The following is a 24,811-nucleotide window of genomic DNA, read 5'->3' on the forward strand; positions in this document are numbered from 1 at the left end:
CCCGACGCCGCCGCCCCGGCGGCCGACCGCCGAACAGGCCGCGCCCGTGGTGCGCCCACCCAGCCGCCCCGATGCTCGCCCGCGCGGCGCCGCCGCCAACCAGGCCACCCGCCCGTCATCCGGCACAACCACCCGCAACCGTGCGGCCGCCGGCGCCGCGGCGGGAGCGGCGGGTGCTGCCGCCGGCGCCGCCACGGCGCGGCCACCGGCGCCCGCCGCCCCGGCGCCCGCACCCGCCACGCCGCCCGAGCCACAGCCCTCGGTCGGATCGGTCACCAGCCTGCCCCTGCCGCGCTTCGCCGCGCTGCGGTCGGACGAGGTGAACCTCCGCACCGGACCGGGCACCCGCTTCCCGATCGAATGGACCTATCAGCGACGCGAGCTGCCGGTGGAGATCACTCGGGAATTCGAGCTGTGGCGCCGCATCCGCGATCCCGACGGAACGGAGGGCTGGGTCCACCAATCCACCCTGATGGGCCGCCGCAGCGCCATCGTCCGCGGCGCCCCGGGCAGCGAGACACCGCTGCGCCGCCGGCCCGAGCCCGACGCCGCCCCGGTCGCCCGGCTGCGCCCCGGCGTCATCGTCCGGCTGCGTCAATGCGAGGCCGGCAATCCGTGGTGCGAGGCCCAGACCGGCGACTATCGCGGCTATATCCGGCGCGCCGATCTGTGGGGCGTGCTGCCCGACGAGGAGATCAAGTAGCCACGCTGGACGGAGCGGCACCGGCCGGCCTAGCCTCCGCGCATGTCGGAAGAAACGCCCATTCCAGCCATCCACGACCTCGGCGGCGCGGCCCGGTTCCGCTGCACCCCGGTCGAGCATGACGAAGTCCCGCCCGACGCCTTCGGCAAGAAGGTCGACGCGCTGCGCCAGATCCTGGCGCAGAAGGGGCTGATGACGGTGGATGAGCTCCGCCGCGGGATCGAATCCATCCCCGAGCCCGAGTATTTCGCCCTCGGCTATTACGAGCGCTGGCTGCGGTCCATCGCCGGGCTGATGGTCGAGAAGGGCATGGTCGCGAAGGACGTGCTGGAATGAGCGGTGCCCCCCGATTCGCCCCCGGTGCGACCGTGCGCGTGAAGGATGACTGGCCCGAGCGCCGCGGCCCCTGCCACATCCGCACGCCGCACTACATCCGCGGCCGCACGGGCACCGTCGTCCGGCCCCTCGGCGCCTTCGCCAATCCCGAGGACCTGGCCTTCGCCCGGCCGGCGCCGAAGCGCACGCTGTACCATGTGCTGTTTCCGCAGGAACCGATCTGGCACGAAGGCCGGGCCGGCGACACCGTGATGGTGGAAGTCTTCGAACACTGGCTGGAGGAGGCCTGACATGGCCGCACCCCCGCGTCCCGACAGCATTGCGCTGCTCGACCGCCTGATGGCCGCGCTGGAAGCCAAGGGCATCGCCACCGAGGCCGAAGTCGCCGCGCGCCAGGCCATCACCGACCGCGCCAGCCCCGAAACCGGTGCCCGCATGGTGGCCAAGGCCTGGACGGACCCGGCCTATCGCGCCCTGTTGCTGTCCGACGGCAAGGCCGCGGCCGAGGAGATGGGTGTCTCCATGGCCGGCGCCCCGCCGCTTGGTGTGCTGGAGAACACGCCGGCGCGGCATCACCTGGTCGTCTGCACGCTGTGTTCCTGCTACCCGCGTGCGGTGCTGGGCTACCCGCCCAACTGGTACAAGTCCTTCGCCTACCGGTCCCGGGCCGTGCGCGAACCCCGCGCCGTGCTGGCGGAATGGGGGCTGAACCTCGCGGACAACGTGGAACTGCGCGTGGTCGACAGCACGGCGGATTATCGCTGGATGGTGCTGCCGATGCGCCCGGCCGGGACGGAAGGCTGGGACGAGGCGAGGCTGGCGTCGCTGGTCACGCGGGATGCGATGATCGGGGTGGCGGTGCCGATCGTCTGACCGGCGGATTGGAGGGACTTCGTCCCTCCAAACTACCCCACCAAAGGCCGTAGGGCCTTTGGCGCGGTGAGGTCCGGAGAGAGGCAGGGTCCCTCTCCATCTCCGCCAGCGGCCTAATCTTCGCGCGTATGAGACAACGCCCCTTTCACGCCACGGAGGGCTCCGTCGTCGCCGCAGCCTCTGCGGCCGGATCGGCTGCGGGGCTTTCCTCGGCGGGCGCTTCGGCGATCGGCGCGGACGGAGCAGGTGGGTCGAAGGGCGGCAGAGGATCGTCCCCGATGCCCACCATCACGGCGACATCCACATGCAGCCTGCCGAAATCGTCGGCCTTGCCGAAGAAGCCGCCACCGACCGGCACGGCCTGGTCCGGCGTCCGGGTCGCGCCGACGCGGATGAGGTTCTCGCCGGCCACCAGCCCGTTGGTCGGGTCGTACTCCACCCAGCCCGCGCCAGGGACATAGACGGAGCACCAGGCGTGGGTGGCACCGCCGCCAACCACGCCCGTGCCAGTCGCGTCATAGAGGTAGCCGCTGACGAAGCGCGCGGCCAGGCCAAGGCTGCGGGCCGCTTCCATCATCAGCAACGTGAAGTCGCGACACGCGCCCCTGCCGGTTTCGAGGGTCACAACCGGGCTGTTCGTGCCCTCGGCGTCACGGGCTTCGTAGGTGAATTCGTCGCGGATGGCGCGCGTCATCGCCTCGAGCATCGGCAGGGTACGCGTCGCCCCGCCCTGGGCCAGGAAGCGCCGTGCCCAGGCATCCACCCGGCGCTGCGGGTCGGGCAGGTGGCGTTCCCGCAGCCGCGCCAAGTCCGGGGCTTCCTCGGCGGCGTAGGAGAAGGGGAAGACCTCGACCGACGGATCGACGGTGGCGCGGGGCAGTTCCGGCCCGGCCGGGTAGTGGGTGAGGTCGAGCTCAGAGGTGATCTCGAGGTGATCGGTCCGTGCATCCGCTTCCCAGTCGATCAGGCAGACGGAATTGCCGAAGACGTCATGCGCCCAGCGGGTGACCCGCGGAACGGGAGACACGGCGAGCGTCGCGTCATGCAGCCGCAGGTCGTGGCTGTCGCGCGGACGCACCATCAGCCGGTGCTGCGTCAACCCGACGGGCGTCTTGTACTCGTAACGCGTCATGTGACGGATGCGGATGCGGGCCATGCAAGGATTCCTCCGGTTCGCGCAATACCAGGGAACCGCGGCCCCGGGCGAGAGTTGCCCGTGCTGCGGCCGGCGCCATGGCACCGGCCGCACGATACGGGATTCAGACGCCGCCGTAGATGAAGACCGGCATGGGCTGGGTGTCGTCCGTCACGGATTTCACACCAGGCACGTTCTCGGCCAGCACGCGCAGCGCGCGCTGCACGGCGTCGGAACGGCGGAAGCCGTGGAAGGTGACGACACCGTTCTCGACCTCGACCATGGTGTAGAAGGTGTCGGTCCAGGGCTCCTTCTTCATCGCCGCCATAACGGCGCGGCGGATGCGCTCGTCGGAGAGTTCGGCTTCCTCATGCGCCGGGGTCACGAGGGCGCGCAGCAGGTCGGCGCGGCTGACGATGCCCTTCAGCTTGTCATCCTCGAGCACCACGACCCGGCGGATGTGCTGCTCCTCCATCATGTGGGCAATGTGCGCAGCGGTGGTGTCGAGCGCGACGCTGACGACCTTCTCGGTCATCAGATCCTTCGCGGTGACCCCGTGGGTGCGCGCGAAGCGTTCGGCCTGGCCGGCCGGATCGCTGAACAGGGACGAGAACCAGGAGGCAGGCTTGTCCTCCTCACCGGCAAGGCGGCGGATCAGGTCAGCTTCGGTCACGATGCCAAGCACCTTGCCGGCAGCGTCCACCACCGGCACCGCCGAAATTCCGCGATCGGCGAGCAGTCGGGCCATGGCCATCACCGGGGTTTCCGGCGGCACGGTCACGACGTCGGGGGTCATCAGGTCGCGGGCGGTCAGACCAGGCATTGGCTCATTCCTCCAGTAAGGCTGTCTCGCAGAATGCCGCCACTGGCGGCCGGTCGCCTTGCGTCAGATCAACGGCGTGGACTTAACGGCATAGGCAGACAAGGATATCCAGCATCTACAGTCCAAGAACATGGAGGAGGGGCAAATATGTCCGGGATTTCACGTCGCAATCTCATCGCCGCAGCAGGTGGCGTGATCGCCATGCCGGGTCTGGTGCATGCACAGGCGGCGCAGCAACTCGCCATCGCCACGGGAACCACAGGCGGCGTCTATTATCCGCTGGGCGGTGCGCTCGCGAATTACCTCTCCCGCGGCATTCCGGGCATGAGCGCGACCGTCGAGGTAACCGGCGGGTCGGTTGCCAATATGCAACTGCTCGGCGCCAACCGCGTCGGCATCGCCATCACGCAGGTGGACGCGGCGGTGGATGCGTTGCAGGGGCGTGACCGCTTCCGCGGCCGTCCGGTCGCGGCGCGTGCCATCGCGGTGCTCTACACCAATCGCATGCAGGTGGTGACGGTGGCCTCCACCGGCATCCGGTCGATGGAAGACATGAAGGGCAAGCGCGTGTCCACCGGTGCGCCGGGATCGGCGACCGAGGTCATGGCGTTCCGGCTGATCGAAGGCGCGGGGCTCGATCGCGACAAGGATTTCCGTGCGCGCGAACGCCTGTCGCCGGCCGAGAGCACCAATGCGATCAAGGACGGCAAGCTCGACGCGTATTTCTTCGTCTCGGGCGTGCCGACCAGCGCGATCACCGATCTCGGCGCGACGCCGGGGGTGCAGCTCGTGCTGATCGACCATGACCAGTACATTCCGAAGATCGTCGAGAAATACGGTCCGGTCTATTTCCCCGAGGTGATCCCGGCCGGCACCTATCCCGGCCAGACCACACCGAACAAGCAGATGTCGGTCGGCAACATCATGGCGGTGCGGGATGACATGCCGGCGGACCTGGTCACCAAGATCCTGCAGGTGACCTGGACCAACCGGGAGGATTGGGCGCGGGTACATTCCGCGGCGCGGGACTTCACCCTGGCGGCCCAGAAATCGGCGGCGGCGGGCATTCCGTGGCACCCGGCGGCCGAGACCTTCTGGAAGGGCCAGGGCGCGAGCCTCTGATCCCACCCGGAGGGGCGAGTCCCTCCGCCACCCCCCGTCGGCGATGCCGCGCATCGCCGATGGAATCCGCCCCGGGGGGCGATGTCCCCCCTGGAACACCGTCATCCGGCGCAGGGCGCGATTGTCGGGACGCGCGCCCGGGGCTGTCCCCCGTGCACAAGAAGGCGCTGACAGCGCCGCACGGTGCCAGGCGATGGAGTCCGGGATCCATGGACGTTGCACGGCAACATCCGTCGATTCCCGAGGCGGGGGTCAAGTCCGGAAAGGGCGAGGTCCCTTTCCGCCGCACGCATCGCCGATCGGAGCACCATTGTGTCCAACAACCACCACCTGCCGCCCGAGGCAGCCGTCGATAACCTTGACGATGCGACCGCCGCCCGCATCGAGGAACTGATCGAGGAAGAAGAGGGCGCACAGAACCGCTTCTCCGGCTGGCTCGGCTATGGCGCGACCATGCTCGCGCTGGCCATGTCGCTGTTTCATCTCTGGGCGGCCTGGGACATCGTGCCCACCACCACGCTGCGCTATGTGCATGTCGGCTTCGCGCTGGTGCTCGGCTTCGTGCTGTTCCCGGTGCTGCGGCGCTTCCGCAACCGGCTGATGCCATGGGACGTCGTGCTCGCCGCGGCGGCCGTCTATTGCATCTGGTACCTGATCGCCGGCGGCGACGATCTCCAGGACCGCTACATCTTCCCGGAGCCGATGGACCTCGTCGTCGGCTGGATGCTGATCGCACTGGTGCTGGAAGCCGCGCGGCGCACCACGGGACCGGTGATGCCGGTCGTGGCGATCCTGTTCCTGCTCTACGGCTTCTTCGGCAACCACCTGCCGCCGCCCTGGCAGCACCAGGGCTATGATTCCGAGCGGCTGATCCCGCACCTGACCATCACGCTGGAGGGGATATTCGGCACGGCGGTCGATGTCTCCGCGACGCTGATCATCCTGTTCACCATCTATGGCGCGATCCTGCAGGCGAGTGGGGCGGGAAAGTTCTTCGTCGACTTCTCCTTCGCCGCGACGGGCGGCAAGGCAGCGAGCGCAGGGCGGACCGTGGTGCTGTCCTCCTTCCTGCTCGGCGGACCATCCGGGTCAGGCGTGGCGACCACCGTCACCCTCGGCACCGTTGCCTGGCCGATGATGAAGAAGGTGGGGTATCGCGCCGACGATGCGGGCGGGTTGCTCGCCGCGGGCGGGCTGGGGGCGATCATCTCGCCGCCCGTGCTCGGCGCGGCGGCCTTCCTGATCGCCGAGTACCTGAAGATCGGCTATCTCGACGTGCTGAAGATGGCGGTGATCCCGACCATTCTCTACTACGCCTCGCTGCTCTTCATGGTGGAACTGGACCAGCGGCGCATTTCCGCCGAGCGCGGCGGCATCAGCGCCGTGGAAGGCATGACGGTCGAGCCCATCCCGCAGCTCGTGCGGAAGTACGGGTTCCACTTCTCCTCCCTGATCGCGATCATCGTCTTCATGGTGTGGGGGTATTCGGCAACGCTGTCGGTGCTCTACGCCATGATCGTCGCCGTGGTGCTGTCCTTCATCCGGCCCGAACAGGCGCTGTGGCCGCGCAAGCTGATCGAGACGCTGGCCAGCGGCGCCATCCAGGCCGTGGGCATCGCCGCCGTCTGCGCAAGCGCCGGCATCATCGTCGGCATCATCACGCTGACGGGGCTCGGGCTGAAGTTCAGCGACATCGCCATCCAGGCGGCGGGCGGATCGATCGTGGTGACCGCGCTCTACACCGCGCTGATCGTGTGGGTGATCGGCCTCGCCGTGCCGGTGACGGCATCCTACATCATCTGCGCGGTGGTGGCCGCGCCCGCGTTGATGAAGCTCGGCGTGCCGGACTACGCGGCGCATATGTTCGTCTTCTACTACGCCGTGCTGTCCGAGGTGTCCCCACCCACCGCGCTGTCCCCCTTCGCGGCCGCGGCGATCACCGGCGCGGGGCCGTACCGCACCACGTTGCAGGCGTGGAAATACACCCTGCCGGCTTTCCTGCTGCCCTTCGTCTTCGTCACCGACCCCGAGGGCGTCGGCCTGCTGCTGAGCTTCACGCCCAGCATGACCTGGATCGACGTGATCTGGCAGTTCGTGCTGGCGGCGGCAGGCCTCGCCGCGCTGGCAGCGGCAGCGCAGGGCTACGGGCGGCGCTTGATGGCAGCGTGGGAGCGCGTCGGCCTGGCGATCGCCGGACTGCTGATGATCTTCCCCGCGCTAATCGAACACTTCGCGGCGGATCTGCTGCCCTATCCGCACTGGATCGGGATGGCGCTGGCGGTGGGGCTGCTGGTGCTGCAACGACCGCGGGCGGCGTGACAGGCCAGGGAGGGGCTTTGCCCCTCCCCATCGCGGTCACTGTCGCATCGTCGCGCGTATGGAGCAGAGCTCTTCCCGGATCCTACTCCGCCACCCGCGACCACCCCTCGCCCGGATCGAACCGCGTGATCGCCGCGGCCGCCTGCGCCGTGTCCGGTCCCAGGTCGCGTTCCCAAACCATCCCGTCGTGGCTGACCATGAAGGTCTTGATCCCCGACACGCCATAGCGGGCCGGCCAGGCAACGATCGCGAAGCCGCCGATCATCCGCCCGTTCACCACATAGTCCAGCGCCCCGCCCCGCGCCGCCGGCCCCTGCCCTGCGAGGATGCGGAACAGGTAGCCGTGAAAGGGCTGTGGTGCGGTGCTGCCGGCGGCGTGGCCGTAGCCCTCGGCGCTGGCCTCGGCCGCGAGCGGACCGAGCGGGCTTTCCGGCGCGCCCGGTTCGCTCGGCCAGTAGAGGCCGTCATGTTGTCCCGGCGTGGACATGAAGCGCTGCGCATAGACGCGCAACGCGCCCTGCCGACCGGGGCCCCGGGCGTATTCCTCCTGCACGCGGACCAACTCGCGCAGCGTGTCGATGGTGTCGAGCTCGTTGCGGCCGATGCGGCGATCGACGATCTCCTGCGTCGCGGCCGCAGTGTCGAAGCGCCAGGTGCCGTTGCGCTGGACCAGCACGAGCGGCAGCGGCCAGCCATCCTCGCCCACCTGCAGCACCGCGCGACCGGGGCTGGGGCGGACGATCTCCGATTTCCGGTCAAAGGCGGCGAGGAAGGCATCCCGCGCCGCCCGATCGGCCACCGGATCGCCGGAGCGCAGCAGCCGCATGCTCCCCAGCCCAAGCACGCGCAGCGCCTGGCGATCGCCCGGGGCGCGCAGCGCGGCCACCAGGGCGGAGAAGCCCTCTTCCGGCGTGCGGAAGGTCTGCTGCGAGGGCGCGCGCCGCCGGGGCGCGGGCTGCTCGGCGGCGGGCGGATCACCCGGGACTGGCGCCTGGGCCAGGGCCACGGGGGTGAGGATCAGGGCGGCGAGGGCGCCGCGCAGGGCAGTCCGGATCATTGCATGCCTCCCCTATCGCCGATGCCCACCACCGCCGCGGGCGCCACCCCCGGCACGGCCACCGCCCCCGGCGGGGCGCTGCATGGCCTGCCGGCTCGACGCGCCGCGCTGGGCGGCGGCGCGGTCGCGGCTGCCCTGGCCCATGCCCTGGAAGCCTTGCGGCGTGGGCCTCTGCTGGGCGTCAGGGCGCTGCGCCTGCGGCCGGTTGCCCTGGCCGGCATTGGGCCGCTGCGGCGTGCTGCCTCCGCCGGGGCGGGCGCCGGCCTGCGCGCCGCCGCCCCCGCCGGGCCGATCACCGCCTCCAGGCCTTGCCCCGGCCAAGGGCCCATCGCCGCCCCCGGGGCGCCCGGCGCCGGCACCACCGCCGGGACGGTTGCTGCCATCCGGGCGCGCTCCGGCCAGGGGACCATCCCCGTCGGGGCGGCCGCCACCGGCACCCGGGCGATCTCCACCACCAGGGCGAGCGCCTGCCAGGGGTCCGTCACCCCCCCCACGCCCGCCGCCCGCACCCGGGCCATCGCCGCCACCCGAGCGGGCCCCGGCCAGCGGCCCGTCTCCGCCGCCCGGGCGGTTGCCGCCCAGGCCGGGCCCATCGCCGCCGAGCCGGCCGGCGCCCTGCCGGTCCCCCCCCAGCCCGCCGCCGCGCTCGGCCTGGTCCATGCGTCCGCGGAGCTGGTCGCGCGCCTGGGTCCGGTCGACGCCGTCCACGCCGGGTCGCGTGGCACCGACCCGGTTGCGCACGCTGTCATTGCTGTAGGCGACGCCGTGGCGATGGCTGACGTCATGTTGCCAGACGTTGTTGTTGATCTGCGCCCGGTTGACGTTGATGTTGTTGTAGCGATTGACGTTCACGTCGATGTTGCCGCGGCCCCAGGATGGGCTGGCCCAGCCCCAGAGCGACCCGACAACCGCCGCGCCGGTCGCGAAGGCCATGCCGGTCAGCAGCGCATTGCCCACCCCCCAGCCGACCGGCGGCGGGTAATAGTAGGGCGGCGTCTGCGGATAGGGCCAGGTGCCATAGACCACATTCGGATCGTAGGCGGGCACATAGACGGTGTTCGGCTGGGTCGGCGCGATGGTGATGACCTGCGGCGGCGGCGTGACGACCGGCGGCGGCGCACCGGCGGCCGGTGGCGGAACATTCACCGTCTGTGTCACGTTCACCGTCTGCTGCGGGCCGGATTGCAGCGTGCCGGCGGCCTGGGCGCGGCCGCGCAGGACCTGCACAGCATTCATCACGTCCTGCTGCTGCGCCAGCACCGTGTCGCCAAGCTGCTGCGTCCAGTCGAGCTGGTCGTTCATCATGGTCAGCACGTCGGGGAAGGGCACCAGCGACTTCACCGAAGGGTCCCAGGGCTGGGCGACCAGGGCCTGGGTCAGGGCATCGCCGCGCAGCGCGGCGTTCTGGCCCTCACCCAGCCAGCGCTTCGCCTGCACTACCTCGAGCGGGTAGGTCGAGGCCATCAGGACCTGCATCAGCAGGTCGTCGGGATAGAGCGCGATGGGTGCGAGAAGCTGCTCGAGCTGCGCCTGGGTCAGCGCCTGCTGCTGGCCCGAGGTCGCGACAGGACGCGGTGCGGCGGCCGTGGCCGACGGTTGCTGCGCCGCTGCGGGTTGCGGCATGCCCAGCAGCCACAATGCCGTGAGCGCCCCCGCCAGGCCGCGGTGGCGGGCGGTGCGCCATGCCTCCTGCCGCACTCGGCCCGCGATGCCGCCATCCGGCGGCAGCGTGCTGACTGGCATGCCGTTCTCCTCTGCCGGCGCACGCTGCGCCCTTCGCTTCCGTGCGGGAGCCTACGCCTGGCGCCGTGAGCGGAGCAATGCGACCCCCACCCTTGCGAATCCCTTGCGAAGCGGGCGCGATGGGCGAGGCTTGCGGTATGGCATCGGGATGCCTCGGATGGAGTCGGCAGGGATCGGGCGGACATGACGGCGCTGGCCGCGGTGGCGGGCGGCGCGATGCTGCTGGTCTGGCCGGCGCTGGTGAACGGCTATCCGCTGGTGTTCAGCGATACGGGCGGGTTCCTGCACCAGACGCTCGGGCCGCTGATGCTGTGGGACAAACCCTGGGTCTACGGACCGCTGCTGCATCTGGCGCATTGGCGGGTGTCGCTGTGGCCGCCTGTGGCGGCGCAGGCATTGATCGTCTCCCACCTGATCTGGCTGACGCAGCGGGCCGCACGGGGCAAGGCGACACCAGGGCGCCACCTGCTGGCCTGCCTGAGCCTGGCCGTTCTGAGCACGGCACCCTTCACCGTCGCGATGCTGCTACCGGATGTCTTCGCGTCGGTCGTGGTATTGGGTCTGTTCCTGCTCGGCCCGGGACGCGAGGCGTTGTCGGCTGGCGAGGTCGCCTGGGTGGCGCTGCTCGCGACACTCGGCATCGCATCGCATCTGTCGCATCTGCCGATCGCGCTGGCGCTGGTGGCGATGGCCTTCCTCTCGGGGCTGCCGCGCCGGCGCGGGCTGCGCGATGCGGCCTGGACCGCGGCACCGCCGATCGCCGCGGTCATGATGGTGCTGGCGGGCAATGTGGTTGGTCACGGGCGTCTCGCCCTGTCGCCGCATGGCGCGACCTTCCTGCTCGCCCGGTTGCAGGCAGATGGGCCGGCCACCGCGGTGATCCGTGCGCGCTGCCCGGAGGCCGGCTGGTATCTCTGCGCCTTCGTCGACCGGCTGCCGATGGATGCGAACGACTTCCTCTGGCAGCCGGACAGCCCGGTGAACCGTGACGCGGAAGGTCATCCCCGCTTCCTCGGCGGCGCGCTGCTCTCCGCCGAGGCCGGCGTGATCGTGGGCGAGACGCTGCGCGCCCATCCGCTCGCCGTCGCGGAGGCGATGCTGCGCAACACGCTGCGCCAGCTCGTCACCTTCGGCATCGGCGACACGCTGGGGCCGGAAAACCTCGCCACCGCACTGCGCCCGCGCCTTGCGGAGGGCTTCCCGCCGCGCGACGTCGCAACCTTCGACGCAAGCCTGCAGGCGCAGGACCGGCTGCGGGCGATCGTCGCGCCGCTGGTCCCGCTGCATGCCGCGGCGCTGCTGCTGGCACTGCCGCTGCTGGGCTGGATCGCCTGGCGGGCCTGGCGCGCGCGGGATGCGGCCGTGCTGGCTCTGCTCGGCTTCGTCCTGGTGGGCATCGTCGCGAATGCCGCCGCGACCGGCGGACTTTCAGGGGTCTTCCCACGCTATCAGGCGCGCATCGCCTGGCTGCTGCCGCTCGTTGTCTGCCTGGCGATCCCCGTGACGCGGAGACCCGCGTGATCCCCGTCCTCGCCATCCTGCTCGGCGCGGCGATGCTGGTCTGGCCGGCGGCGCTGAACGGCTATCCGCTCGTCTTCATCGACAGCGTCTCCTATCTCGGCCAGACGCTGTTTCCCGAATGGCCCTGGGACAAGACGCCGGCCTATGGCGCCTTCCTGCACCTGTTCCACTGGGGCTGGTCGCTGTGGGTGCCGCTCGCGGCGCAGGGGCTGATCCTGTCGCACCTGCTGTGGCTGACCCAGCGCGGGCTACGCGGCGAGGCGACGGCGCTGGGCCATGGGCTGCTCTGCGCGGCGCTCGCGGCGCTGACCTCGGCGCCCTGGTTCGCGGCGACGCTGATGCCGGATCTCTTGACGGCGATCGGGCCGCTCTGCCTGCTGCTGCTCGGCTTCGCGCGGGACCGGTTGAGCGCGGTCGAGGCGGCATGGCTGGTGCTGCTCGGCGCGCTCGCCATCGCGACGCATCTGTCGCACCTGCCGACCGCGCTGGCGCTGATGGTCTTCATCGGCGTGGCGGGGCGGACGATCGGCGCGGGGCTGCGGGCCGCGCTGCCGCTGGTGATCGCCATCGTCGGGCTGGTCGCGGCCAATGCCTGGGCAACCGGGCGGCCGACGCTGTCGCCCAACGGTGCCGTTTTCCTGCTGGCACGGCTGCAGGCCGACGGGCCCGCGGCGGAGACCATCCGGGCCCATTGCCCGGCGGCGGGCTGGCGGCTCTGCGGCTTCGCCGACCGGCTGCCGATGGACAGCAACACGTTCCTCTGGGACCCGCAATCGCCGCTGAACCGCAGCGTGACGGGATCGCCCATCGCCATGGGCGGCGTGCGCGCGGCGCCCGAGGCGCAGGCCATCCTGGAAGCCACATTCCGCGAGCATCCGCGCGCGGTCGCCGAGGCCATGGCGCGCAACACCCTGGCCCAGTTGCAGCGCTTCGCCGTGGGCGACACGCTGGGGGCGGAGCATCTTGTTGCCTCGGCGCGGCGCGCCGTGGAACGGATGCCGGCCTCCGAGCTCGCGGCCTTCGATGCCGCCGCGCAGATGCGCGGGGAGCTGCCGGCGCTCGCCATGCCGTGGCTGACGCTGCAGCCCGCGATCGTGCTGCTGAGCCTGCCGCTGGCGCTGTTCGCCCTGCTGCGCGCGGTGCGGCGGCGGGACCGGACGGCGGCCGGGCTGATCGCCGGGCTGCTGCTGGCGGTCGTGGTGAATGCCTTCGCGACCGGCGCGCTGTCGGGGCCGGCGGATCGCTACCAGGCGCGGATCATCTGGCTGGTGCCGCTGGCGGCGGCACTCGGGCTCGCGCCACGCTTCGGTCTCGGCCTGACCGATGACGAGCAGCTTCGGAGCAGGATCACGGCATGGAACACCTCCTCCTCCTCGTCATCCCCGTCTTCCTGATCGCCGGCCTGGTGAAGGGCGTGGCCGGATTCGGCCTGCCCACCATCTCCATCGCCCTGCTCGCCCTGTTCCGGCCACTGCCCGAGGCCATGGCATTGATGCTGGTGCCTTCGCTCGCCACCAATCTGTGGCAGGCGCTCGCGGGCGGGACGCTGCGGCAGGTCGCGCCGCGCATCGGGGTCTTCCTGGGCTGTTCGGCGCTGGCGGCATTCCTCGCGGCGGGACACTTGGCCCGGACGGATGCGGTGCTGCTGTCGGGGCTACTCGGGGTCTGCCTGATGGCCTCGGCCGCCGTGGCGCTGGCGGCGCCGCGGATGCCGGCGCCCGGGGCGCGCGCCGAGATCTGGCTGGGGCCGCCGATGGGCCTCGCCTCGGGGGCGATCGCGGGTTTCACCGGCAGCTACCTGGTGCCGGCCGCGCCCTGGCTTCAGGCCATCCGGCTGCCGCGGGAGCAGTTCGTGCAGGGATTCGGGCTGGGCGTGGTGCTGGTGAACGGGGCGATGGCGGCGGGGCTCGCCGGAGGCGGGATGCTGCCGGCGGAGCTGGGGCTCGCGTCATGCCTCGGGATGGTGCCGGCCTTCCTGGGCATGGAGGCCGGGCGCCGGCTGCGGCTGAGGCTGGATGAGGCGGCGTTCCGGCGGGTGGTGCAGATGGCGCTGGGGGTGCTGGGTGCCTGGCTGGTGGTGCGGGCCTTCGGGTAGCGCCGCCTTCACGCCGGCGTGTGCTGTTTCGGACAAATTCCCACCCTTGGCAGTGAGAACATAATTAGAACTACCAGCCGAGTCCAGGAAGGGCTACCGGATCACCAGCGCATTGCCGGGCGACCCGATCCCGCCCCGCAGGTTCAGCGGCGCCGCCGTCATGAAGCCGGTGTAGCGGCCGGTCGCGGCGCTGTCGGCGGCGAGCGCCTCGAGGTCGAAGAACTCGCCCAGGCACAGGCCGAGGCGCGCGATGGCAAGATGCAGGGCCGGCTTCCAGGGGAAGATCGGCCAGGCCTCGACCGTCGGGTTATCGGCCGCCACCGCGGCGATGCCGGCATCCCAGAGGAAGCGCCACATCGGCTCGTTGCCATCGAGGCCCGAATAGTCGCGGGCCCCGTTCACGCCCTGGATCAGCAGGTGGCGCGCCTCGGCGTCGGGGGCGGCGCGGAAGGCCTCGGTCCAACCCATGCGCACCAGCAGGATGTCGCCCGGGCGCAGCGCGACGGATTGCGCGGCGAGGCAGGCGGCGAGGTCGTCCGGCGTCGCGCGTTTGCCGCCCATCGGCGACCAGTCGCGCCCCGTGCGGGCGAAATGCCGTGCCAGATCGGCCAGCACGCAGCGCCCGGCGATGCCGTGTGCGAGCGCCTTGTCGATGCCATTGCGGCTGTCCGCCCCATGCACGATCGAAGACAGCGGCGCGTGGTTGTAGAAGCCATGCGTCGGATCGGCGAAATGCGACAGCCCATCCCATTGCGTGCTGGCCTGCAACCAGAAGCCGTCCAGCCGGTCGTCCCGCGTCACGCGGCCGGGATGTTCCTCGGACACCATGACCGGGTGCGGGGCGGCACGGCGGCGATGGGCGCCGGGCAGTGCTGCGCCGAAGGGCTCGTCGAGCGGCAGGTTGATGTTGAAGCGGCGACCGTCGCGGATTTCCTCGCGCGCGGCGGCGACGGTCTCGGCGGTGATGCGGTTCAGCGTGCCGACCTGGTCATCCGCCCCCCAGACGCCCCAGGAGAGCGGGAGGCCGGTTGGGTCGCCCTCGGGGCGGGGCAGATCGTCGTAGCGGGGCGGAGTCATCATGCGCGGCATCCTGCGACGCCACGCACGAGGACGCCATGCGGCTTGACGCTGGGCAAGGCGACCCGCAGAGGGTGGGCATGGTCGCTGTACGGTTTCACGGAGGGCGCGCGGGCCTTTCCGGCGCGTCTTTCGCCGGGGTCGCCCCGTCGGGAGGGGCAAAGGCTGGTATCGTCGCGTCGGAGAGGCTCTGCCCCTCCGAACCACCCCGCCAAGTGCTGGGAGCACTTGGAACGCGGTCTTTTGGTGCTGAGCACAGCAGGCAATCTCGCCCCGCCAAGCGCGCTTGGCGCGCAAGTGCGGGTTTCGGCGCCATTCTGTCTGTGGCGCACGGCGCCAGGTTGATGTTTGCAAAGGCTCCTTGGCCTTTGCTGGGGAGAGTCCGGGAGGGGCAACGCCCCTCTCGGTTCCACAGCGGAAACAGGCCGCTCATCAGCGAGGCCTTCCGGCGTCTGGGGGCAAAGCCCCTCCATGTCGCCCTGCTGCTCCTGGCGTCCCCCCTCGCCGCCCAGGATTCCATCACCAGCGTCATCGGCGAGCCGGTCCTCGCCCTGGCGCAGCGCCCGGAGATGACCACCGGCCTGCGCTTCAACAGCGGCGGCCATCGCTCGGCCCTGGCTGCCCGGCTGCGCGACCCGGGCCCACCGGTCGCCCTGGCCGATGATCGCTATGTCTATGGCTTCGGCTGCATGCCGGAGGGCGGCTGCCGGGAGGGCGGCGCCTTCCTGGCCTATGACGTCCATGACGAGCGGATCTTCATCCTGCTCACCGAGAAGGGGGCGGTGCGCCTGTCTGTCCCGCCCGATCCGCGCGCTTGGCCGGCGGGCCTGCGGGATGGCCTCGCGGCATTCGTCCCCGCGCTGGCAGAGGCCATGGGGCCGCGCTGAGCGGCCCCATGCCGGTTTCATTGTGATTGAGGTACGGTCGCGCGAGGCCGCCACGCCGGCCTCGCGCGCCACGCCTTTCACCTTGCCGCTGACGGATCACCGGCAAGGCAGGGCGGCATCAGGCGAAGGCGATCTGCTCGACCCCCGCGCTGTAGCCGAGCAGCGCCACGCTGCCGCCGTCGCTGAAGTGCAGCACCGTGTCGAGGGTCGCATCGCCGTCGACCAGGATCACCTCGGACGAGGCGATGGTGATGCCGCCCTCCAGGCGGATCCAGTCTTCGAGCGCGAAGTCGCTCACGACGTCATCGCCGCCGGCCGCACCGAAGGCGAAGATGTCGCGGCCGAGGCCGCCGGTCAGGACGTCGGCGCCCTGGCCTCCGGCCAGCAGGTCGCGGCCGCCCCCGCCATCGAGCGTGTCGGCCCCGGCGCCACCGAGTAGCGTATCGGTGCCGGCGCGGCCGAGCATCAGGTCGTCGCCCTCGCCGCCTTCCAGCGTGTCGGAGCCGTTGCCGCCCTCGAGGAAGTCGTCGCCCTGGTCGCCCTTCAGCAGGTCATCGTTGTTGCCGCCGGACAGCGTGTCGTCGCCTTCGCCGCCAAAGAGCACGTCGTTGCTGCCATGACCTTCAAGACGGTCATTGCCGGTGCCGCCGTCGAGCGTGTCATTGCCGTTGCCGCCGCCGATGGAGTCGTTGCCACCGGCGCCGACCAGCGAATCCGCGGCGTTGTAGCCGTAGATCGTGTCATTGCCGGCATCGCCGACCAGGGTGTTGGCGCCATTGGTGCCCTCGATGAACCGGGCCTCGACCGGGGTCGTGGTGAAGGTCCAGCTCTCCTTGTCGGCGATGCCGGCGAAGGCGTTGCCGGTGGTGCCGGTGGCGTCGCCCTCACCCTGCACCGCGATGTCGTCGATCGCCCACCACCAGTTGTTGCCGGCCTCGAACATGCCGAAGCGGATGATGGCCTCGCTCGCGCCTTCCGGATTGTTGAGGGCGACGGTGATGCTCTCATTCGTCGCGTCGGCCTTGTAGTGCGCCGAGGAGGAATCCGAGTCGAAGAGCATGACGCGGGTCCAGGTGGCGCCGCCATCGTAGGAGACGTCGACCGCCGCCTTCTGCGTACCCTCGGCGCGCCAGCTCGAATCGAAGGTCACGGTCGCGGTGCCGGCCTCGATGCCGGTGAGGGAGATGGCCGGCGTCTTGATGTAGGCGTTGAACAGGTTCGATCCGACATCGGCCGCGCCGTCGTCGTATTCATCGGGATCGGCGACCAGCACGGCGCCCGAGGCGTTGGAGAACTGCCCCCGTCCCTGGTCGCCCGCGCTGACGATCCAGGAATTCTTGTCGAGCACGGTCCAGCCGAAGAATTCCAGCGGGCCGCCGGTCGGGGTGGTGGTGTTGTCCCGGGTCCAGCCATCCGGGCCATTGCCGTTGAAGTCGGTGCCGTCGCCGCCGCCTTCGGTGGGGCTCACGAAGGGGCCAAGCGCGACGCTCTCGAAATCCTCGGTAAAGAGGGTGACGCGGGTCGAGGTGTCGCGCAGCGCGCCTTCGTCGACCTGCACATAGTATTCGACGCCGCCTTCGAGCAGGCCGGGCAGGTCGATCGTCACCGTCCTGCCGTCGATGGTGACGGCGTCGGAGGTGACGGAGACCGTCTCGACCACGCTGTCGTCGGAGACGCGGCGAATGACGATGTTGCCTTCACCGGCGATGACCGCCTCATTGAAGGTGATGGTCAGGTCGGCATCGACCGGGACCGCGTCGGCATCGTCGGCGGGCGTGAGGGCGACGATCTCGGGCGCGCTGAGATCGGCCTCGGTGCTGAAGTTCCAGGCGGTCGGGTCGCTGATGCCGAAGAAGCCGTTGGTGCCGTCGGTGAAGGCGCCCTCATCGATCAGCACATAGTAGGACGTCTCGGCAGCGAGCGCTTCCGGCAGGGTGATGGTCACGGTGTCGCCGGCGATGCTGACAGCGTCCGAGGTCACGTCGATGACCGCGACGATGCTGTCATCCGCCGCGTCGCGGATGGTGATCGCGCCCGTGCCGACCTGCACCGCCTCGCTGAAGCGGAGCGAGAGGTCGGTATCGACGCCGACGCGCGCCTGGTCGTCCACCGGGGTGAGGAAGGCCTCGATCGCCGGCGGCAGCGGATCGGCCGCCCCTTCCAGCACGGAGCCGCTCTGCAGCCCGTCCGCGCTCACGGTGAAGGGGATGCCGAGGAAGTCGAGGATCGTCGAGACGACGGAAGTCACCGGCACGGGGTCGGAGAAGCTGCCGAGATCCTGGTTCGCCGCGATGAAGGACCGCCGCTCCATGTCGGTCTGGTTGCCGTGGCCCGAGCCGGTGTTCGGGTCGCGGCCATGGTCGGTCGAGACGACGACGAGCCAGTTCTCATCCGGGTTGGCGGCTTCCCGCGCATCGACCGCGGCGAGGATCTGGGCGAGCTGGGCGGAGACCGTGTTGATCGCGTCCTCGTAACCCTCGCCGAAGCCGGCGTTGTGGCCGGCGCCGTCGACGTCGTCGAGCTGGAGGAACATGAAGTCCGGGGTGCCGGCGTCGATGAGCGCGACCGCCTCATCCGTCACCGCCTGGTCCGACAGGCCGCTCATCGCCGTGTCGATGACGCCCGAGGATACCTCAGCCGAGAAATGGCCGGTGTTGATGTCGTCCCAATGGACGATGGAGGCGATATTGGCGTCGGCGAGTCCGGCATCGACCAGTTCGAAGACGCTGTCGACCTCGGAGGCCACGGGCGCACCGTTGTTGCTGGTGACGCCGTGCTGGTTGGTCCAGACGCCGGTCAGCAGGGTGGACCAGCCGGGGCCGCTGACGGTCGGCTGCTCGGTCTCCGTGCCCTGCACACCACCGGTATAGGCCTCGACGATGTCGAGGCTGTTCAGCGCCTCGGCCTCACCCCGCAGACCGAGCAGGAGCATCTGCTCCAACTGTATTCCGTCGATCCCGACGAAAACGACATGTTGTTCCGACATCCGGCGTCCTTTTGCGCAATGAACCGCCGCCCTGCGGGCGGTCGCGCTGCGGGGAATACCGGTGGGAAATTTCTTCCCTCTGGCTGGGACGCGAAACTTCCATGACGTCGCATTAATGTCATGGCAGGCTCTGCACAGAAAAAGGGCGGATGGTTCCCCATCCGCCCCTTTGTCTCATCCGGCGCTGTCGGCGCGGATCAGTCTTCGGCCGCTTCTTCCGTCGCTTCCGGCTTCGGGCCGCTATCCAGGCCCTTGGCGGCGACGTTGCGGTCAACCAGTTCGATCACCGCCATGGTCGCGGCGTCGCCGTAGCGCACGCCGGCCTTCAGCACGCGGCAATAGCCACCCTGACGCGTCTTGTAGCGCTCGGCGATCTCGGTGAAGAGCTTCGCCACGATCTTCTCGTCGCGGATCTGAGCCAGCGCCTGACGGCGGGCATGCAGGCCGCCGCGCTTGCCGAGGGTGATGATGCGCTCGACATACGGGCGCAGCTCCTTGGCCTTCGGCAGGGTGGTCGTGATCTGCTCGTGCTTCAGCAGCGAGGTCGCCATGTTGCGGAACATGGCGACGCGATGGGCGGAGGTGACGCTGAGCTTACGCCCGGCAATTCCGTGACGCATGGTTGTGTATCCTTAGAAACCGGGCGCCCTTAGAAGGGCTCCTCCACCTTCTTCGCGAGTTCCTCGATGTTCTCGGGCGGCCAGCCGGTGACGGTCATGCCGAGGCCGAGGCCCATCGAGGCGAGGACTTCCTTGATCTCGTTCAGCGACTTGCGCCCGAAATTCGGGGTGCGGAGCATCTCCTGCTCGGTCTTCTGAACCAGGTCGCCGATATAGACGATGTTGTCGTTCTTCAGGCAGTTCGCACTGCGGACCGACAGTTCCAGCTCGTCCACCTTGCGGAGGAGGTTGCGGTTGAACGGCAGATCGTCGCGGATCTCTTCCTCGACCCGCGCGCGCGGCTCGTCGAAGTTGATCAGGATCTGGAGCTGTTCCTGAAGGATGCGGGCGGCGACGCCCACGGCATCCTCGGGGGCCAGCGTGCCATCCGTCTCGACCGTCAGGATCAGCTTGTCGAAATCGGTGCGCTGACCCACGCGCGTCGGCTCGACGCGATAGGCGACGCGACGGACCGGCGAGTAGATCGCATCGACCGGGATCAGGCCGATCGGCGCATCCTCGGGCCGGTTCTCGGCGGCGGGGACATAGCCCTTGCCGATATCGACCGTCAGTTCCATCGACAGCTTCGCACCGTCATCCAGCGTGCAGAGCACGAGTTCCGGATTCGCGATTTCGATGTCGCCAGTGGTCTGGATCTGGCCGGCGGTGACTTCGCCCGGGCCGGTCGCGGTCAGCGCGAGCCGCTTCGGGCCATCGCCCTGCATGCGGATGGCGAGCTGCTTCACGTTCAGGACGATGTCCGTCACGTCCTCGCGCACACCCTGCAGCGAGCTGAATTCATGCAGCACGCCGTCGATGCGGATGGCCGTGACCGATGCACCCTGCAGCGAGGACAGGAGCACGCGCCGCAGCGCATTGCCCAGCGTCATGCCGAAGCCGCGCTCCAGCGGCTCCAGCACCACGGTCGCCGTACGCAGCGGGTCCGCACCCATCTCGACGGACTTCTGCGTCTCGATCAGCGAACGCCAATTCCTTTCGAGCACTCTCTTCTCTCCTTCGGCGACCGGGGGCAGCTTCAGCGACGCGTCTGGTATCTCAGACGCGGCGACGCTTGCGCGGGCGGCAGCCGTTGTGCGGGATGGGCGTCACGTCCTTGATGGCGGTGACGTAGAAGCCAACCGCCTGCAGGGCGCGCAGCGCCGATTCGCGGCCCGAACCGGGGCCGGACACCATGATCTCGAGCGTTTCCATCCCGTGCTCGCGCGCCTTGCGGCCCGCGTCTTCCGCCGCGACCTGCGCAGCATACGGAGTGGACTTGCGGCTGCCCTTGAAGCCCTGGGAGCCGGAGGACGACCAGGCGATGGCATTGCCCTGGGCGTCCGTGATGGTCACGATGGTGTTGTTGAAGGACGCCAGCACATGGGCCACGCCCGAGCTGATGTTCTTCCGTTCCTTGCGCTTGACGGGGCCACGGGCGCCGCCGCGGGGTTCGCGGGCCATCTTACTTCGTCACCTTCTTCTTGCCGGCGATCGGCACGGCCTTGCCCTTGCGGGTGCGGGCGTTGGTGTGGGTGCGCTGGCCGCGGACCGGCAGGCCCTTGCGGTGACGGAGCCCACGATAGCAGCCGAGATCCATCAGCCGCTTGATATTCATCGCCTGTTCACGCCGCAGGTCGCCCTCGACGCGGTATTCGCGGTCGATGAGCTCGCGGATCTTCAGGACCTCATCGTCGGTGAGCTGGTTCACCCGGCGCTCGTCGGGAATGCCGAGCTGGTCGCAGATGTCCTTGGCGTTCTTCGGCCCGATGCCGAAGATATAACGGAGCGAAATGAGCACCCGCTTGTTGGTCGGGATGTTCACGCCGGCGATGCGCGCCACAGTGCCTCTCCTGGGGCCGCTGCCCCGAAAATCGCCGTGCGGGGGTGCAGCCCCTCCGGCGCAGTGAACCATTCCATGCAAAGCTGATCGGCGGCCGGGCTAGCCCGGTCGCGGGAGGGGGCGATCTAGCCCCCGCCCCCGGTAGAGTCAACCCTTTCCGGACAGGACCGCACCGATCTGGGCCGCCACATCATCCATGGCAGCCATGCCATCCACGCCGCGCAGCTTGCCCTGCGCCGCGTAGTAGGGAAGCAGCGGCGCGGTCTGGCGGTGATAGGCGTCGAGCCTCGCCGCCACCGTCTCCGCCTTGTCGTCGGCCCGGCGGGTGAATTCCGTGGACCCGCAGACGTCGCAGACGCCTGGCTTGGCCGTGGGCTTGAAGGTGTCGTGATAGCCCGCACCACACTTCGCGCAAGTGAAGCGGCCGGCGATGCGCTCGACCAGCGCAGCGTCATCCACCTTCAGCTCGATCACGTGGTCGAGCTTCAACCCCTTCTCGGTCAGCATGGTATCCAGCGCCTCGGCCTGCGGCACGGTGCGGGGGAAGCCGTCCAGGATGAAGCCCTGCGCCGCATCGGGGCGGGAGACGCGGGCGGCCAGCATGGCGGTGATGACCGCATCCGGCACCAGTTCGCCGCGTTCCATGATCGCCTTGGCCTTGAGGCCGATCTCGCTGCCCGACTTCACCTCGGCGCGCAGCATGTCACCGGTCGAGATCTGGGCGATCCCGTACTGGTCCTCCAGGCGCTTGGCCTGAGTCCCCTTCCCCGCTCCCGGCGGGCCCAGCAGGATCAGGTTCATTCGTTCCCCCTCTTCGCTCAACGCGGCCGCGGCGAACCGCGCCCACCCAGCCTGGCCTTCTTGATCAGGCCCTCATACTGGTGGGCGAAGAGGTGCGACTGCACCTGCGCCACCGTATCCATGGTGACAGAGACGATGATCAGCAGGGAAGTGCCGCCGAAATAAAACGGCACGCCGTACTGGCTGATCAGGATCTCGGGAATGATGCAGACGATACACAGATAGATCGCCCCGATCACCGTCAGCCGGGTCAGGACCCGGTCGAGATACTCGGCCGTCGCCTGGCCGGGCCGGATGCCCGGCACGAAGCCGCCATACTTCTTGAGGTTGTCGGCGGTCTCCACCGGGTTGAACACCACGGCGGTGTAGAAGAAGGCGAAGAACACGATCAGCGCCATGTAGAGGATCATGTAGAGCGGCCGCCCATGGGCGACGAGCGCGGTGATCGTGTGCAGCCAGGATTCCTGCGTGGCGTCCGTCGAGAAGCCCGCGACCGTCGCCGGCAGCAGCAGCAGCGAGGAGGCGAAGATCGGCGGGATGACGCCGGCGGTGTTCAGCTTCAGCGGCAGATGCGTCGCCTCCCCGCTGAACATGCGGTTGCCGACCTGGCGCTTGGGGTACTGCACCGGGATGCGGCGCTGGGCGCGCTCCATGAACACCACGAAGGCGATGACGGCCAGCGCGATCACCAGGAAGAAGATGATGAAGATGGTCGACAGCGCACCGGTCCGGCCCAATTCCAGCGTGGTGATCAACGCATGGGGCAGGTTCGCGACGATGCCGGCAAAGATGATCAGCGAAATGCCGTTGCCCACACCTCGGGCGGTGATCTGCTCGCCCAACCACATCAGGAACATGGTGCCGCCGACCAGGGTGATGACGCAGGACAGGCGGAAGAAGAAGCCTGGGTCGTAGACCGCGGCGCCGAACTGCCCGCGCATCGATTCGAGTCCCACCGCGATGCCCCAGGCCTGGAAAATCGCGATCAGCACGGTCAGGTAGCGGGTGTACTGATTGAGCTTCTTCCGCCCCGCCTCGCCTTCCTTCTTCAACGCCTCCCAGGCGGGAATCGCCGCGGTCATCAGCTGAACGATGATGGAGGCGGAGATGTAGGGCATGATGTTCAGCGCGAAGACGGTCATCCGCCCCAGCGCGCCGCCCGTGAACATGTCGAACATGCCGAGGATCCCGCCGCCATGCTGGGCGAGGATCTCCCCCATCACCGCGGCATCGACGCCGGGCACGGGGATATAGGTGCCGATCCGCACGACGATGAGCGCGCCCAGGGTGAACCAGATGCGCTTCTTGAGCTCGGTCGCCTTCGCCAGAACCCCGAAATTAAGGTTCGACATCGCCTGTTCGGCCGCCGACGCCATGCCTGTCCTCCTGGAGCCGCGCCGGCGTGACGTGCCGGGGCTCAGCCTGCCCTTACAACACACTGCGGCGCACAGGTTCCCCCGCGCGCCGCAGCGAAGATCCGGACCCTGACCTAGCTACCTGGCTAGTCCGGGGCAAGGGGTCACTCGGACGCGGCTTCCGCCGCGGCCGCGGTCACGGTCACGGAACCGCCAGCGGCTTCCACCGCCGCGACCGCCGCCGCCGAGGCGCCGGTCACGGTCAGCGTCACGGCGCGCTTGATCTCGCCCTTCGCCAGCAGGCGCACGCCCGCGAGCTTGGCCGAGGAACGCACCACGCCCGCCGCCTTCAGCGCCGCCTCGTCGATCGGCTGGCCGGCCGGCAGACGGCCCGCCTCGATCGCCGCGTCAAGCGCGCCGAGGTTGAGCACCGCGTATTCCTTGCGGAACACGTTGACGAAGCCACGCTTCGGCAGGCGCCGATAGATCGGGAGCTGACCGCCCTCGAACCCATTCAGCGACACGCCGGTACGCGCCTTCTGGCCCTTCACGCCGCGGCCGGACGTCTTGCCCTTGCCGGAGCCGATGCCGCGACCGATGCGCTTGAACTTCGGGCGGGCGCCCTCGTTGTCGCGCAGTTCATTGAGCTTCATGGATCAGCCCTCCACCTTCACGAGGTGGGCCACCTTGCGGATCATCCCACGCACGGCCGGGGTATCTTCCAGCTCCCGCGAACGATGCATCTTATTCAGCCCGAGCCCGATCAGGGTCTCCTTCTGACCGGGCTTGCGGCCGATCGGCGACCCGGTCTGGGTCACCTTCACGGTCTTGGTATCAGCCATTCGCGGCCTCCGTCGCCTCGGCGGCGTCCTTCTTCTGGCCGAGGATGTCGGCAACCTTCTTGCTGCGGCGCGAGGCGACCGCACGCGGGGACGTGCAGCGCGTCAGCGCGGCGAAGGTCGCCTTCACCATGTTGTGCGGGTTGGCAGAGCCGGTGCACTTCGCGACGACGTCGCCCATGCCCAGGGTCTCGAACACCGCGCGCATCGGGCCGCCGGCAATGATGCCGGTACCCGCGGGGGCCGCGCGCAGGATGACGCGGCCGGCGCCGAATTCGCCGATCACGTCGTGGTGCAGGGTGCGGCCCTCGCGCATCGGCACGCGGATCATCGTGCGCTTCGCACGCTCCGTCGCCTTGCGGATGGCCTCCGGCACCTCGCGGGCCTTGCCCGCACCCCAGCCAACACGGCCCTTCTCATCGCCGACCACGACCAGGGCCGCGAAGGAGAAGCGACGGCCACCCTTCACCACCTTGGCGACGCGGTTGATGGTGACGAGCTTGTCCTTCAGCTCGTCGCCGTCCTGGCGCTCCTGACGGTTCTCGCTGTTGCCGTCGCGACGGCGGCCGCGGCGCTCGCGCCCGCCTTCGCCACCCTCGCCGCCACCGGACCTCGGTGCATATGCCATCTGTGTCAGCCT

The 24,811-nt window shown here is 69.6% G+C and carries 25 protein-coding genes; 10 read left to right on the forward strand and 15 right to left on the reverse strand.

Annotated features, from left to right (window positions below; all coding sequences use genetic code 11):
* The 4 genes from KPL78_RS27820 to KPL78_RS27835 all read left to right on the forward strand — a co-directional run.
* A partial coding sequence (locus KPL78_RS27820; protein ID WP_255569537.1) for an SH3 domain-containing protein occupies positions 1 to 703 on the forward strand: 703 nt, incomplete at its 5' end.
* Between the two features lie 42 nt (positions 704 to 745).
* Positions 746 to 1,039, forward strand: coding sequence for an SH3-like domain-containing protein (locus tag KPL78_RS30945; protein WP_219766568.1), 294 nt, complete (start codon positions 746 to 748; stop codon positions 1,037 to 1,039).
* On the forward strand, positions 1,036 to 1,329 hold the full coding sequence (locus KPL78_RS30950; RefSeq protein ID WP_219766569.1) for an SH3-like domain-containing protein: 294 nt from the start codon (positions 1,036 to 1,038) through the stop codon (positions 1,327 to 1,329). Before KPL78_RS30945 ends, KPL78_RS30950 begins: the two co-directional genes overlap by 4 nt.
* A 1-nt stretch (position 1,330) precedes the next feature.
* Positions 1,331 to 1,912, forward strand: a complete 582-nt coding sequence (locus KPL78_RS27835; RefSeq protein WP_219766570.1) for a nitrile hydratase subunit alpha — start codon at positions 1,331 to 1,333, stop codon at positions 1,910 to 1,912.
* A 145-nt stretch (positions 1,913 to 2,057) separates the two neighbouring features.
* On the opposite strand, the gene KPL78_RS27840 is transcribed toward KPL78_RS27835, so the two are convergent.
* Both KPL78_RS27840 and KPL78_RS27845 read right to left on the reverse strand, forming a co-directional pair.
* A complete protein-coding gene (locus KPL78_RS27840) occupies positions 2,058 to 3,068 on the reverse strand; it encodes a transglutaminase family protein (RefSeq protein WP_219766571.1) in 1,011 nt (336 codons plus the stop codon).
* 103 nt (positions 3,069 to 3,171) lie between these two features.
* Positions 3,172 to 3,870, reverse strand: coding sequence for a CBS domain-containing protein (locus KPL78_RS27845; protein ID WP_255569538.1), 699 nt, complete (start codon positions 3,868 to 3,870; stop codon positions 3,172 to 3,174).
* Between the two features lie 147 nt (positions 3,871 to 4,017).
* On the opposite strand from KPL78_RS27845, the gene KPL78_RS27850 reads away from it, so the two are divergent.
* Together KPL78_RS27850 and KPL78_RS27855 are read left to right on the forward strand one after the other, a co-directional pair.
* The gene (locus KPL78_RS27850) at positions 4,018 to 4,992 is read left to right on the forward strand and encodes a TAXI family TRAP transporter solute-binding subunit (RefSeq protein WP_219766572.1); all 975 of its coding nucleotides are present in this window, start codon (positions 4,018 to 4,020) and stop codon (positions 4,990 to 4,992) included.
* A 312-nt stretch (positions 4,993 to 5,304) separates the two neighbouring features.
* Positions 5,305 to 7,311, forward strand: coding sequence for a TRAP transporter permease (locus KPL78_RS27855; RefSeq protein ID WP_369412884.1), 2,007 nt, complete (start codon positions 5,305 to 5,307; stop codon positions 7,309 to 7,311).
* 82 nt (positions 7,312 to 7,393) lie between these two features.
* On the opposite strand, the gene KPL78_RS27860 is transcribed toward KPL78_RS27855, so the two are convergent.
* A complete protein-coding gene (locus KPL78_RS27860; RefSeq protein WP_219766573.1) occupies positions 7,394 to 8,368 on the reverse strand; it encodes a DUF2950 domain-containing protein in 975 nt (324 codons plus the stop codon).
* 12 nt (positions 8,369 to 8,380) lie between these two features.
* Positions 8,381 to 10,111, reverse strand: a complete 1,731-nt coding sequence (locus KPL78_RS27865; protein WP_219766574.1) for a DUF3300 domain-containing protein — start codon at positions 10,109 to 10,111, stop codon at positions 8,381 to 8,383.
* Positions 10,112 to 10,294: 183 nt separating this feature from the next.
* On the opposite strand from KPL78_RS27865, the gene KPL78_RS27870 reads away from it, so the two are divergent.
* Genes KPL78_RS27870 through KPL78_RS27880 form a run of 3 tightly spaced genes read left to right on the forward strand, consistent with a single transcriptional unit; the run spans position 10,295 to position 13,727 of the window.
* On the forward strand, positions 10,295 to 11,632 hold the full coding sequence (locus KPL78_RS27870) for a hypothetical protein (protein ID WP_219766575.1): 1,338 nt from the start codon (positions 10,295 to 10,297) through the stop codon (positions 11,630 to 11,632).
* Entirely contained in the window at positions 11,629 to 13,026 is a 1,398-nt protein-coding gene (locus KPL78_RS27875) for a hypothetical protein (RefSeq protein WP_219766576.1), read from the forward strand. Before KPL78_RS27870 ends, KPL78_RS27875 begins: the two co-directional genes overlap by 4 nt.
* Positions 12,987 to 13,727, forward strand: a complete 741-nt coding sequence (locus KPL78_RS27880; protein WP_219766577.1) for a sulfite exporter TauE/SafE family protein — start codon at positions 12,987 to 12,989, stop codon at positions 13,725 to 13,727. Before KPL78_RS27875 ends, KPL78_RS27880 begins: the two co-directional genes overlap by 40 nt.
* Before the next feature lie 93 nt (positions 13,728 to 13,820).
* Here the strand turns inward: KPL78_RS27880 and KPL78_RS27885 are convergent, their stop codons facing one another.
* A complete protein-coding gene (locus KPL78_RS27885; protein ID WP_219766578.1) occupies positions 13,821 to 14,807 on the reverse strand; it encodes a cyclase family protein in 987 nt (328 codons plus the stop codon).
* Positions 14,808 to 15,172: 365 nt separating this feature from the next.
* Here KPL78_RS27885 and KPL78_RS27890 point away from each other — a divergent pair, with 365 nt between their 5' ends.
* Positions 15,173 to 15,691, forward strand: coding sequence for an Ivy family c-type lysozyme inhibitor (locus KPL78_RS27890; protein ID WP_219766579.1), 519 nt, complete (start codon positions 15,173 to 15,175; stop codon positions 15,689 to 15,691).
* A gap of 118 nt (positions 15,692 to 15,809) precedes the next feature.
* Here the strand turns inward: KPL78_RS27890 and KPL78_RS27895 are convergent, their stop codons facing one another.
* The 10 genes from KPL78_RS27895 to rpsE all read right to left on the reverse strand — a co-directional run bounded on the left by KPL78_RS27895 (position 15,810) and on the right by rpsE (position 24,799).
* Complete coding sequence (locus KPL78_RS27895; RefSeq protein WP_219766580.1) at positions 15,810 to 18,677, reverse strand: Ig-like domain-containing protein; 2,868 nt, start codon at positions 18,675 to 18,677, stop codon at positions 15,810 to 15,812.
* 197 nt (positions 18,678 to 18,874) lie between these two features.
* The gene (gene rplQ, locus KPL78_RS27900; RefSeq protein WP_219766581.1) at positions 18,875 to 19,297 is read right to left on the reverse strand and encodes a 50S ribosomal protein L17; all 423 of its coding nucleotides are present in this window, start codon (positions 19,295 to 19,297) and stop codon (positions 18,875 to 18,877) included.
* 29 nt (positions 19,298 to 19,326) lie between these two features.
* A complete protein-coding gene (locus tag KPL78_RS27905) occupies positions 19,327 to 20,340 on the reverse strand; it encodes a DNA-directed RNA polymerase subunit alpha (RefSeq protein ID WP_219766582.1) in 1,014 nt (337 codons plus the stop codon).
* Between the two features lie 52 nt (positions 20,341 to 20,392).
* On the reverse strand, positions 20,393 to 20,797 hold the full coding sequence (gene rpsK, locus KPL78_RS27910; RefSeq protein ID WP_211869757.1) for a 30S ribosomal protein S11: 405 nt from the start codon (positions 20,795 to 20,797) through the stop codon (positions 20,393 to 20,395).
* Between the two features lies 1 nt (position 20,798).
* Entirely contained in the window at positions 20,799 to 21,176 is a 378-nt protein-coding gene (rpsM, locus tag KPL78_RS27915; protein WP_219766583.1) for a 30S ribosomal protein S13, read from the reverse strand.
* A 147-nt stretch (positions 21,177 to 21,323) separates the two neighbouring features.
* Positions 21,324 to 21,977, reverse strand: a complete 654-nt coding sequence (locus tag KPL78_RS27920) for an adenylate kinase (RefSeq protein WP_219766584.1) — start codon at positions 21,975 to 21,977, stop codon at positions 21,324 to 21,326.
* A 17-nt stretch (positions 21,978 to 21,994) separates the two neighbouring features.
* Positions 21,995 to 23,353, reverse strand: coding sequence for a preprotein translocase subunit SecY (gene secY, locus KPL78_RS27925; RefSeq protein WP_219766585.1), 1,359 nt, complete (start codon positions 23,351 to 23,353; stop codon positions 21,995 to 21,997).
* A gap of 143 nt (positions 23,354 to 23,496) precedes the next feature.
* Positions 23,497 to 23,985, reverse strand: coding sequence for a 50S ribosomal protein L15 (rplO, locus tag KPL78_RS27930; protein ID WP_219766586.1), 489 nt, complete (start codon positions 23,983 to 23,985; stop codon positions 23,497 to 23,499).
* Positions 23,986 to 23,988: 3 nt separating this feature from the next.
* Positions 23,989 to 24,174 carry a 50S ribosomal protein L30 gene (gene rpmD / locus KPL78_RS27935; RefSeq protein ID WP_219766587.1) on the reverse strand — a complete coding sequence of 62 codons (186 nt, stop codon included), beginning with the start codon at positions 24,172 to 24,174 and terminating at the stop codon, positions 23,989 to 23,991.
* The gene (gene rpsE / locus KPL78_RS27940; protein ID WP_219766588.1) at positions 24,167 to 24,799 is read right to left on the reverse strand and encodes a 30S ribosomal protein S5; all 633 of its coding nucleotides are present in this window, start codon (positions 24,797 to 24,799) and stop codon (positions 24,167 to 24,169) included. The genes rpmD and rpsE overlap by 8 nt, the downstream gene beginning before the upstream one ends.
* Positions 24,800 to 24,811 lie beyond the last annotated feature (12 nt).

Source organism: Roseomonas alba, from assembly GCF_019430885.1.
Classification (GTDB): Bacteria; Pseudomonadota; Alphaproteobacteria; order Acetobacterales; family Acetobacteraceae; genus Neoroseomonas; species Neoroseomonas alba.

What these genes read in the sequence shown, in the direction of transcription:
- KPL78_RS30945 (WP_219766568.1), top strand. Translation starts at nt 746, where the DNA reads ATGTCGGAAGAAACGCCCATTCCAGCCATCCACGACCTCGGCGGCGCG.
- KPL78_RS30950 (WP_219766569.1), top strand. Translation starts at nt 1,036, where the DNA reads ATGAGCGGTGCCCCCCGATTCGCCCCCGGTGCGACCGTGCGCGTGAAG.
- KPL78_RS27835 (WP_219766570.1), top strand. Translation starts at nt 1,331, where the DNA reads ATGGCCGCACCCCCGCGTCCCGACAGCATTGCGCTGCTCGACCGCCTG.
- KPL78_RS27840 (WP_219766571.1), bottom strand. Translation starts at nt 3,068, where the DNA reads ATGGCCCGCATCCGCATCCGTCACATGACGCGTTACGAGTACAAGACG.
- KPL78_RS27845 (WP_255569538.1), bottom strand. Translation starts at nt 3,870, where the DNA reads ATGCCTGGTCTGACCGCCCGCGACCTGATGACCCCCGACGTCGTGACC.
- KPL78_RS27850 (WP_219766572.1), top strand. Translation starts at nt 4,018, where the DNA reads ATGTCCGGGATTTCACGTCGCAATCTCATCGCCGCAGCAGGTGGCGTG.
- KPL78_RS27860 (WP_219766573.1), bottom strand. Translation starts at nt 8,368, where the DNA reads ATGATCCGGACTGCCCTGCGCGGCGCCCTCGCCGCCCTGATCCTCACC.
- KPL78_RS27865 (WP_219766574.1), bottom strand. Translation starts at nt 10,111, where the DNA reads ATGCCAGTCAGCACGCTGCCGCCGGATGGCGGCATCGCGGGCCGAGTG.
- KPL78_RS27870 (WP_219766575.1), top strand. Translation starts at nt 10,295, where the DNA reads ATGACGGCGCTGGCCGCGGTGGCGGGCGGCGCGATGCTGCTGGTCTGG.
- KPL78_RS27880 (WP_219766577.1), top strand. Translation starts at nt 12,987, where the DNA reads ATGGAACACCTCCTCCTCCTCGTCATCCCCGTCTTCCTGATCGCCGGC.
- KPL78_RS27885 (WP_219766578.1), bottom strand. Translation starts at nt 14,807, where the DNA reads ATGATGACTCCGCCCCGCTACGACGATCTGCCCCGCCCCGAGGGCGAC.
- KPL78_RS27895 (WP_219766580.1), bottom strand. Translation starts at nt 18,677, where the DNA reads ATGTCGGAACAACATGTCGTTTTCGTCGGGATCGACGGAATACAGTTG.
- rplQ (WP_219766581.1), bottom strand. Translation starts at nt 19,297, where the DNA reads ATGCGTCACGGAATTGCCGGGCGTAAGCTCAGCGTCACCTCCGCCCAT.
- rpsK (WP_211869757.1), bottom strand. Translation starts at nt 20,797, where the DNA reads ATGGCCCGCGAACCCCGCGGCGGCGCCCGTGGCCCCGTCAAGCGCAAG.
- KPL78_RS27920 (WP_219766584.1), bottom strand. Translation starts at nt 21,977, where the DNA reads ATGAACCTGATCCTGCTGGGCCCGCCGGGAGCGGGGAAGGGGACTCAG.
- secY (WP_219766585.1), bottom strand. Translation starts at nt 23,353, where the DNA reads ATGGCGTCGGCGGCCGAACAGGCGATGTCGAACCTTAATTTCGGGGTT.
- rplO (WP_219766586.1), bottom strand. Translation starts at nt 23,985, where the DNA reads ATGAAGCTCAATGAACTGCGCGACAACGAGGGCGCCCGCCCGAAGTTC.
- rpmD (WP_219766587.1), bottom strand. Translation starts at nt 24,174, where the DNA reads ATGGCTGATACCAAGACCGTGAAGGTGACCCAGACCGGGTCGCCGATC.
- rpsE (WP_219766588.1), bottom strand. Translation starts at nt 24,799, where the DNA reads ATGGCATATGCACCGAGGTCCGGTGGCGGCGAGGGTGGCGAAGGCGGG.